Raw genomic sequence first — 7372 nt, 5'->3', positions numbered from 1 at the left:
GCTCGCGCTCGTGTGGTGCCCGTGCAACACAGCGCTCGCGCTCGTGTGGTGCCCGTGCAACACAGCGCTCGCGCTCGTGTGGTGCCCGTGCAACACAGCGCTCGCGCTCGTGTGGTGCCCGTGCAACACTGCGCTCGCGCTCGTGTGGTGCCCGTGCAACACTGCGCTCGTTTTCGTGCGGCGGCCGTGCTCGTGTCCGTGCAGCACGGCGCCCGAGTCTGGGCAGCACCACAGTGGCGGTGCTCGTGTCCGTGCGGCACAGTGCCCACAACTGGGCGGTTACACAGTGGCCGTGCCCGTGTCCGTGCGGCACAGTGCCCACAACTGGGCGGTTACACAGTGGCCGTGCTCGTGTCCGTGCGGTGGCCGTGCTCAGGCGTCAGCGCACGCGCAGGGTGGGACCGTCCGCGGGGATGAGCTCGCCGATGACCGGGTAGCCGGGAACCTCGCCGGCCACGAGCAGACCCCCGGACGTCTGGGCGTCGGCCAGCAGCAGCAGCTCGTCCTCGGGCGTCGCCCCCGCGTCCAGGTGCGGGCGCACCCAGTCGAGGTTGCGCCGCGTGCCCCCGCTGACGTAGCCGTCGGCGAGGGCACGGCGGGCGGCGTCGAGGTACGGTACCGCTGCCGCATCGACGACCGCCGTCACGCCGCTCGCGCGGGCGAGCTTGTGCAGGTGGCCGAGCAGGCCGAAGCCCGTCACGTCGGTGGCGCACTCGGCGCCCGCGGCCAGGGCGGCCTCGGACGCGTCGCGGTTGAGGGTGCACATCGCGGCGACCGCGTGCGGGAACGGCTCGCCGGTGGCCTTGTGGCGGCTGTTGAGCACGCCGACGCCGAGCGGCTTGGTGAGTGTCAGGGGCAGGCCCGCGCGGCCGCGGTCGTTGCGCAGCAGGCGTTGCGGGTCGGCGAGGCCGGTGACCGCCATGCCGTACTTCGGCTCCGGGTCGTCCACCGAGTGCCCGCCCGCCACGTGACAGCCGGCCTCGCGGGCGATGTCGAGCCCGCCGCGCAGGACCTCGGCGGCCAGTTCGAGGGGCAGCACCTCGCGGGGCCAGGCGAGCAGGTTCACCGCCACGACCGGCCGGCCGCCCATCGCGTAGACGTCGGAGAGGGCGTTCGCGGCGGCGATGCGGCCCCAGTCGTACGCGTCGTCGACCACCGGCGTGAAGAAGTCCGCGGTCGCCACGACGGCCGTGCCGTTCGCGATCGCCACGACCGCCGCGTCGTCGCCGTCGTCGAGCCCGACGAGCAGCTCGCCGGGGCCGTCTGGGGCCCGGTCGCCGACCAGCCCGGCGACCACCGCCTCGAGCTCGCCGGGCGGGATCTTGCAGGCACAGCCGCCGCCGTGCGCGTATCCGGTGAGCCGGATCGTCTGCGTCACGCCTACCACTCTAGGCACACCGCGGCCCGCGGTCATGGTTCGTCGGCGACCGGGGCGTCGGCCGGGAAGTCGGCCGGGAGGTCGGCCGGGAGGTCGGCCGGGAGGTCGGCCGGGAGGTCGAGGGGGAACAGGATCGGGCTGAGCAGGTGCTGCGCGCGGCCCGGGGCGGGGCCGTTCGCGATGATCGGCAGGATCGCCGCGCGCATGCCCGCGATGAGCCGCTCGCGCTCGGCCGCGGTCAGCCACACCGCGTGCTGGCGGTAGCCGACCTGGTCCGCCGCCGGGTCGGCGGCGGGATCGTCCAGGTAGGCCTGGAACTCGGCGAGGAGCGCCGCCATCGACGCCGCGAACGCGCGCCGGTGGTCGTCGGCGGTCGCGGCCGCCGCGCGCTCGGCGGTCACCGCGGCCCGTGCCGGCTGCAGGCGGTAGTGCCGCTCCACGAACCCGCGCACCCGCTGCTGGCCCGACTCCTCGAGGATGCCGGCCTCGGCGAGGAGGGCGACGTGGCGGTACACCGTCGCCTTCGACGCGTCCGCGATCCGCTCGCACAGCTGCTGCGTGGTCAGGCTGCGCCCGCCGGACAGCGCGTGCACGATCCGCAGCCGCACCGGGTGCAGCAGGAGCTCGACGGGGTCCATTGGCTTATGTTCGCACACCTGATAATGTTCGCATCCATGAGAACAATGCCACGGGGTGAGCTCGTCGAGGCCGGCGGGCGCCGGATCGCGCTGTACCGCGCCGGTCGCGGGGGGCCGCCCGTCGTGTTCGTGCCCGGTGCCGGGCTCGTCGGGCTGGAGTACGACAACCTCGTGCGGGCCGCGTCGGAGCTGACCACGGCGGTCACCTACGACCGGGCCGGCACCGGCTGGAGCGACGACGCCGACCTGCCCCGCACGGCGGCCGACGTCGCCGCCGAGCTGCGCGAGACGCTGCGCGCGGCGGACATCCCCGGGCCGTACGTGCTGGCCGGGCACTCCATGGGCGCCGTCTACGCGCGCAGGTTCGCGCAGCTGTTCCCGTCCGACGTCGCCGGCCTGCTGTTCCTCGACCCGGGGCACGAGGACATCCTGCGCCACCTGCCGGCCGAGGTCGTCGCGCTCAACGAGCGGATGAAGCCCACGTGGGACGCGCTGCCGGAGCTGACCCCCGAGCAGATCGAGGCATCCAGGACCGCGCTGCTGCGGCTGTACGCGCAGTGGCCCGACGACATCCGCGCACCCCTCGTCGAGCACCGCCTCGAGCACTGGCGCACCGGGCTGCGCGAGGGGCGCAACCTCGAGGACGAGGTGTACGCGGAGCTGGCCGCCGGTGGCCCGCTGCCCGACGTGCCGCTCATCGTGCTCAGCGCGGCGGACAAGAACCCGCTCTGGGTCCAGCACATGCCGCCGGAGCTGATCGAGCGCGCCCACGACGGCGTGCACGCGCTGCACGCGGCGATCGCCGCCTCGGTCCCGCGCGGCGAGCGGCGCCTGGTCGCGGGGGCGTCGCACCAGTACCTCCACGTGCAGCAGCCCGAGCCCGTCCTCGCCGCCCTGCGCGACCTGCTGCACCGGGTCGCCGCCGGGTAGCCGGGGTGTACCGGTTAAACCGGTCAGAACGATAGGGTGTCCGGATGCCAGAAGTCTTCCGCTGGGGCGCCGGCAGGCTGTGCCTCGACTTCACCCGGACGCTGCACCGTCGCGGCACCGAGCACGCCGTCGAGGAGCTGCCCGACGGGCCCGCGCTCGCGGCGTGGGTCGGCCAGTGCGGTCCCGTGGCGCCGGTGCCGGGCAGCGTGGTGCCCGCCGCGATCGTGCGGGACGCGCACGGCCTGCGCGAGGCCGTGTACGCGCTCGTCGCCGCGGCCCGCACCCGCGCCGGTGCCGCGGCGGCGGGCGAGGCGCCGCGCGAGCGCGTCAACCAGGCGGCCGCGCGCTCGGTGCCGACCCCGGCGCTGGGGGAGCGGGGGGAGCTGCGGTGGTACGCCAACGACCCCGTCACGAGCACCCTCGCGCTCGTCGCCCGCGACGCGCTCGACCTCGTGACCTCGCCGGCCGTGCAGCGCATCCGCGAGTGCGCGGACCCGGCGTGCAACGCGCTGTTCCTCGACGGATCGCGGCCCGGGAGCCGTCGCTGGTGCTCGATGGACAGCTGCGGCAACCGCGCCAAGAAGCAGCGCCGCCGCTCGGAGTCCGCCCAGGTCGCGGTCTGACGCCCGCCGGCTGCCGGCCGGTGCGGGCTACGCGGCGGCGGCGACGGGTTCCGGGGCCGGGGCGGGTGTCGCCGGGTGCCGCGGGGCCGTCGTCACGAGCAGGGTGAAGCCGAGCAGGCACAGCGCGGCCGCCGACACGTAGGCGTAGCGGTAGCCCACGTCCGCCGACAGGCCCAGCAGCGGGCCGGCCAGCAGCGACGCCACCGGGAACGCGTTGGCGGCCAGGGTCGTGGCGCGGCCGGGCTCGCCGGGCAGGAGCTCCTGGACGTAGGAGATGCCCAGCCCCTGCACCGCGGCGATGAAGGTCGCGTTGAGCACCTGCAGCGCCGCGATCTGCCAGCTGTGCGCGACCAGGGCCACCAGCGTGTAGTACACCACCCCGATCCCGGCGCCGAGGACGATCAGGCGGCGCAGCGGGTAGCGGGCCGACAGGGCGCCGAAGCCCAGCATGAGCGGGATCTCCAGCGCGGCGCACAGGCCGAGGATGAGGCCCGCGTCGCGCACCTGGGCGTGCAGGACGTGGGAGAGGTACAGCGACATCGCCTGCACGTTGAGGACCCCGGCGGCCTGCATGACGGCGAACGCGGCCACGGTGCACCACACCACCGCCCCGGCCCGGCGCGCGGGCGGGCGCTCGTGGTGCGCGGGCGGGGACACCTCGCCGAGGCGCAGGTAGATCACGGCGGCGGCGGTCGCGTACATGGCGGCGGCGGTGAGGTACAGCACCCGGAAGCCGCCCCACTGCAACAGCAGCGCGGCCACGGGCGGGCCCGCCACCCAGGCGACCGAGAACACCATCCGCAGGGTGCTGATCGCCATCGCCGCGCGGGTCGAGCCGCGCTGGGAGAGCACCTCGCGGGCATAGGCGAAGGACTGCGGGAACAGGGCGCCGCTCAGGGCCGTGAGGGTCATGGTCAGGGCGAGCAGCACCCAGTACTCGCGCACGAACGCGGTCGCGATCGCCCCGGTGAACCCGGCCAGGGCCGCGGTGAGCAGCAGCCGGCGGCGGATCGGGCGGCGGTCGGAGAGCCGGCCGAGCAGGTTCGAGGAGACCATCGAGGCCAGCGGGCCGGCCACGAGGAACGCGCCGACCAGGGCCGGGGCGGCGTGGACCTCGGTGCTCAGGAACAGCGACAGGAACGGGCCGACGACGGCGACCGACATGCCGACGAAGAAGAAGATGATGCCGAGCGGGACGAGGGCGCGGCGGGCGGTGCTGGACGGTGCTTCGACGCTAACCCCTGAAACCACCTCCGCACCTTACGGGACCACGCGGGAGCGCTCTGCCGAATATCGCGAAGCTCACGATGTGCGCTGGGCCCGGGCCCGGCGCTTGCCCTCGTGCATGGCCTGCACGCGCGGGACGGGAATGGTGTGGCCCTCCGTGATCAGGTCGGCGGGGATCGCCTGCGGGCCGGGCATGTGCGCGGCCCACGGGTCGGCGTCGCCGAGCAGCCCCGGCGCCGTGTGGACGGTGAAGTCGCGGGGCGTGACACCGTCCAGGTCGGACCAGGCCAGCGGGAAGGAGACCGGGCACCCGGGCCGCAGCCGCGGGCTGTACGCGCACGCGACCGTCGCCCCGCCCACCCGCGTCGGGTCCAGGAACACCTTGCCGTGCCGGTCCTCGCGGATGAACGCGGTCGTCGCCAGGCCGGGGTCGAGCCGCTCGGCCCGCGCGGCGATCGCGCGCGTCGCGGCGGCGACGTCCTCCATCGGCGTCGGCTCGATCGGCACGAAGACGTGCAGGCCCTTGGCGCCGCTGGTCTTCACCGCGCCGCGCAGCCCGGCCGCGTCGAGGGTCTCGCGGATCAGCCCGGCCGCGCGCACGACGAGCGAGAAGTCGCCGCCCTCGGGCGGGTCGAGGTCGAGCACGAGGTGCGTGGTGTGCGCCCAGTCCCCGGCGCGCACGAGCGCCGGGTGGTACTCCACCGCCCGCTGGTTGCCGAACCACAGCAGCGTCCGGCGGTCGTCGCACAGCGCGTAGGCGACGTCGCGCTTGGACGTCTCGGCCCACAGGTGCACGGTCTTCACCCACTCGGGCGTGTACTTGGGCACGTTCTTCTGCATGAACGAGTCCTGCCCGCGCATGATGCGCACCACGGACAGCGGCCGTCCGCGCAGCACCGGGATGATCCGGTCGCGCACGGCGTCGAGGTAGTCGACGAGGTCGCGCTTGGTCGCGCCGGCCCCCTCGAAGATGGGCTGGTCGAGGTTGGTCAGCGCGACCCCGTCACGTTCCTCGGAGGTGCTCACCGTCACACCGTATCGGCTGGGCGCTATCCGAGCAGCAGGTCCATGTTGAGCGCGGCGCCGGCCTTCATCCCGCCCGCGGCCGCGCCGATGACCTGGCCCATCGGGTCGGCGAGGTTCCCGGCCACCCACACGCCCGGCACCTCGGTGCGGCCCATCGCGTCGGCCGCGACGTAGGTGGCGACCGGCACGCCCTGCATCTGCAGGGTGGCCAGCGGCAGCCCGAGGCCGTCGAGGAACCCGGCGCGCGCGGCGAGCGTCGTCTGCACCACCATCGCCTCCCGCGGCACGAATCCGCCGTCTTCCAGGTGTACGCCCCGTTGCTCGACCTTCGCGACCGCGCCCTCGACGACCGTGACCGCCGCGGGGACGCCCGGCACCTCGTGGCCGTTGGTGAACAGGACGAGGTCGTGTGTCCACTGGGTCCACAGCAGCGCCGGGTGCGCGGCCAGCGCGCTGGTGGCGATGATGCCGACGGGCCGGTCGCGCACCTCCCAGCCGTGGCAGTACGGGCAGTGCAGCACCCAGTCGCCCCAGCCCTCGGCCAGGCCCGGGATGTCCGGCAGCTCGTCGACGACCCCGGTGGTGACCAGCAGCCGGCGGGCGGCGAACGCCGTGCCGTCCGCGAGGACGGCGCGCAGGTCGTCGCCGTCGCGGAAGGCCCGCACGACCTCGCCGGTGACGATCTCGGCGCCGTAGCCGCGGGCCTCCTCGCGCCCGATCCGCAGCAGCTCGCCGGGCGGGGTGCCCTCCCGGCCGAGGTAGTTGTGCACGCCGCCGGCGGGGGCGTTGCGGGGCTGCCCGCCGTCGAGGACCAGGACGCGGCGGCGCGCCCGGGCCAGGGTCAGTGCCCCGCTCAGCCCGGCCGCCCCGCCGCCGATGACGATCACGTCGTACCGCTCACTCATGCGCTCGACGATGCCCGGTCGCCGCGCTTCTGGCAAAGTTCTTTGCCAAAATGGCAAACTGGTGCCATGGACGATCACGTGGGCCCCCGGCTGCGGCGGCTGCGCGAGCAGCGGGGCGTGACGCTGACCGCGCTCGCGGCCGACACCGGCATCTCGGTGAGCACCCTGTCGCGGCTCGAGTCCGGCGGCCGCCGCCCGACCCTGGAGCTGCTGGTGCCCCTCGCCCGCGCGCACGGGGTGACGCTGGACTACCTCGCGGGCGCCGAGCCGACCGCCGACCCGCGGGTGCACACCCAGCCCGTGGTGCGCCACGGCGTCACCCACATCCCGCTCACCCAGCGCCCGGGCGCCCCGATGGCGTTCAAGCTCATCTTCCCGCCGAACACGCCCGCGGACGACACGCCGACCCCGCAGACGCACGAGGGGTACGAGTGGCTGTACGTGCTGTCGGGGCGGCTGCGCTTCGTTCTCGGCGAGCACGACATGATGCTGCAGACGGGCGAGGCGGTCGAGTTCGACACCCGGGTGCCGCACTGGTTCGGCAACCCGAGCCCGTACGCCGCCGAGGTGCTGAGCCTCTTCGGGCCGCAGGGCGAGCGCGTCCACGTGCGCGCCCGCTCCCGCTGAGCCGAGCGGTTCACAGCC

The 7372-nt window shown here is 74.7% G+C and carries 8 protein-coding genes; 3 read left to right on the top strand and 5 right to left on the bottom strand.

Annotated elements, in window-relative coordinates:
* Positions 1-379: 379 nt before the first annotated feature.
* Together selD and ABT369_RS07575 are read right to left on the bottom strand one after the other, a co-directional pair.
* The gene (gene selD, locus ABT369_RS07580) at positions 380-1414 is read right to left on the bottom strand and encodes a selenide, water dikinase SelD (RefSeq protein WP_502891712.1); all 1035 of its coding nucleotides are present in this window, start codon (positions 1412-1414) and stop codon (positions 380-382) included.
* Entirely contained in the window at positions 1411-2016 is a 606-nt protein-coding gene (locus ABT369_RS07575) for a helix-turn-helix domain-containing protein (RefSeq protein ID WP_350610884.1), read from the bottom strand. Before ABT369_RS07575 ends, selD begins: the two co-directional genes overlap by 4 nt.
* Before the next feature lie 36 nt (positions 2017-2052).
* Between ABT369_RS07575 and ABT369_RS07570 the strand changes: the two genes are divergently transcribed.
* On the top strand, positions 2053-2946 hold the full coding sequence (locus ABT369_RS07570; RefSeq protein ID WP_350610883.1) for an alpha/beta fold hydrolase: 894 nt from the start codon (positions 2053-2055) through the stop codon (positions 2944-2946).
* A 44-nt stretch (positions 2947-2990) separates the two neighbouring features.
* Positions 2991-3569, top strand: coding sequence for a CGNR zinc finger domain-containing protein (locus tag ABT369_RS07565; RefSeq protein WP_350610882.1), 579 nt, complete (start codon positions 2991-2993; stop codon positions 3567-3569).
* A gap of 27 nt (positions 3570-3596) precedes the next feature.
* On the opposite strand, the gene ABT369_RS07560 is transcribed toward ABT369_RS07565, so the two are convergent.
* Genes ABT369_RS07560 through ABT369_RS07550 form a run of 3 tightly spaced genes read right to left on the bottom strand, consistent with a single transcriptional unit; the run spans position 3597 to position 6727 of the window.
* Positions 3597-4820 carry a sugar efflux transporter gene (locus ABT369_RS07560; RefSeq protein ID WP_350610881.1) on the bottom strand — a complete coding sequence of 408 codons (1224 nt, stop codon included), beginning with the start codon at positions 4818-4820 and terminating at the stop codon, positions 3597-3599.
* A gap of 51 nt (positions 4821-4871) precedes the next feature.
* On the bottom strand, positions 4872-5822 hold the full coding sequence (locus ABT369_RS07555) for a DNA polymerase domain-containing protein (RefSeq protein WP_350610880.1): 951 nt from the start codon (positions 5820-5822) through the stop codon (positions 4872-4874).
* Positions 5823-5845: 23 nt separating this feature from the next.
* Positions 5846-6727 carry an NAD(P)/FAD-dependent oxidoreductase gene (locus ABT369_RS07550; protein WP_350610879.1) on the bottom strand — a complete coding sequence of 294 codons (882 nt, stop codon included), beginning with the start codon at positions 6725-6727 and terminating at the stop codon, positions 5846-5848.
* A 66-nt stretch (positions 6728-6793) separates the two neighbouring features.
* Between ABT369_RS07550 and ABT369_RS07545 the strand changes: the two genes are divergently transcribed.
* A complete protein-coding gene (locus ABT369_RS07545) occupies positions 6794-7354 on the top strand; it encodes a helix-turn-helix domain-containing protein (protein ID WP_350610878.1) in 561 nt (186 codons plus the stop codon).
* Positions 7355-7372 lie beyond the last annotated feature (18 nt).

The organism is Dactylosporangium sp. NPDC000244, assembly GCF_040300725.1.
GTDB lineage: Bacteria > Actinomycetota > Actinomycetes > Mycobacteriales > Micromonosporaceae > Dactylosporangium.
The sequence above is the reverse complement of the archived record's forward strand: the minus strand, read 5'-3'. Positions and strand labels throughout refer to the sequence as shown.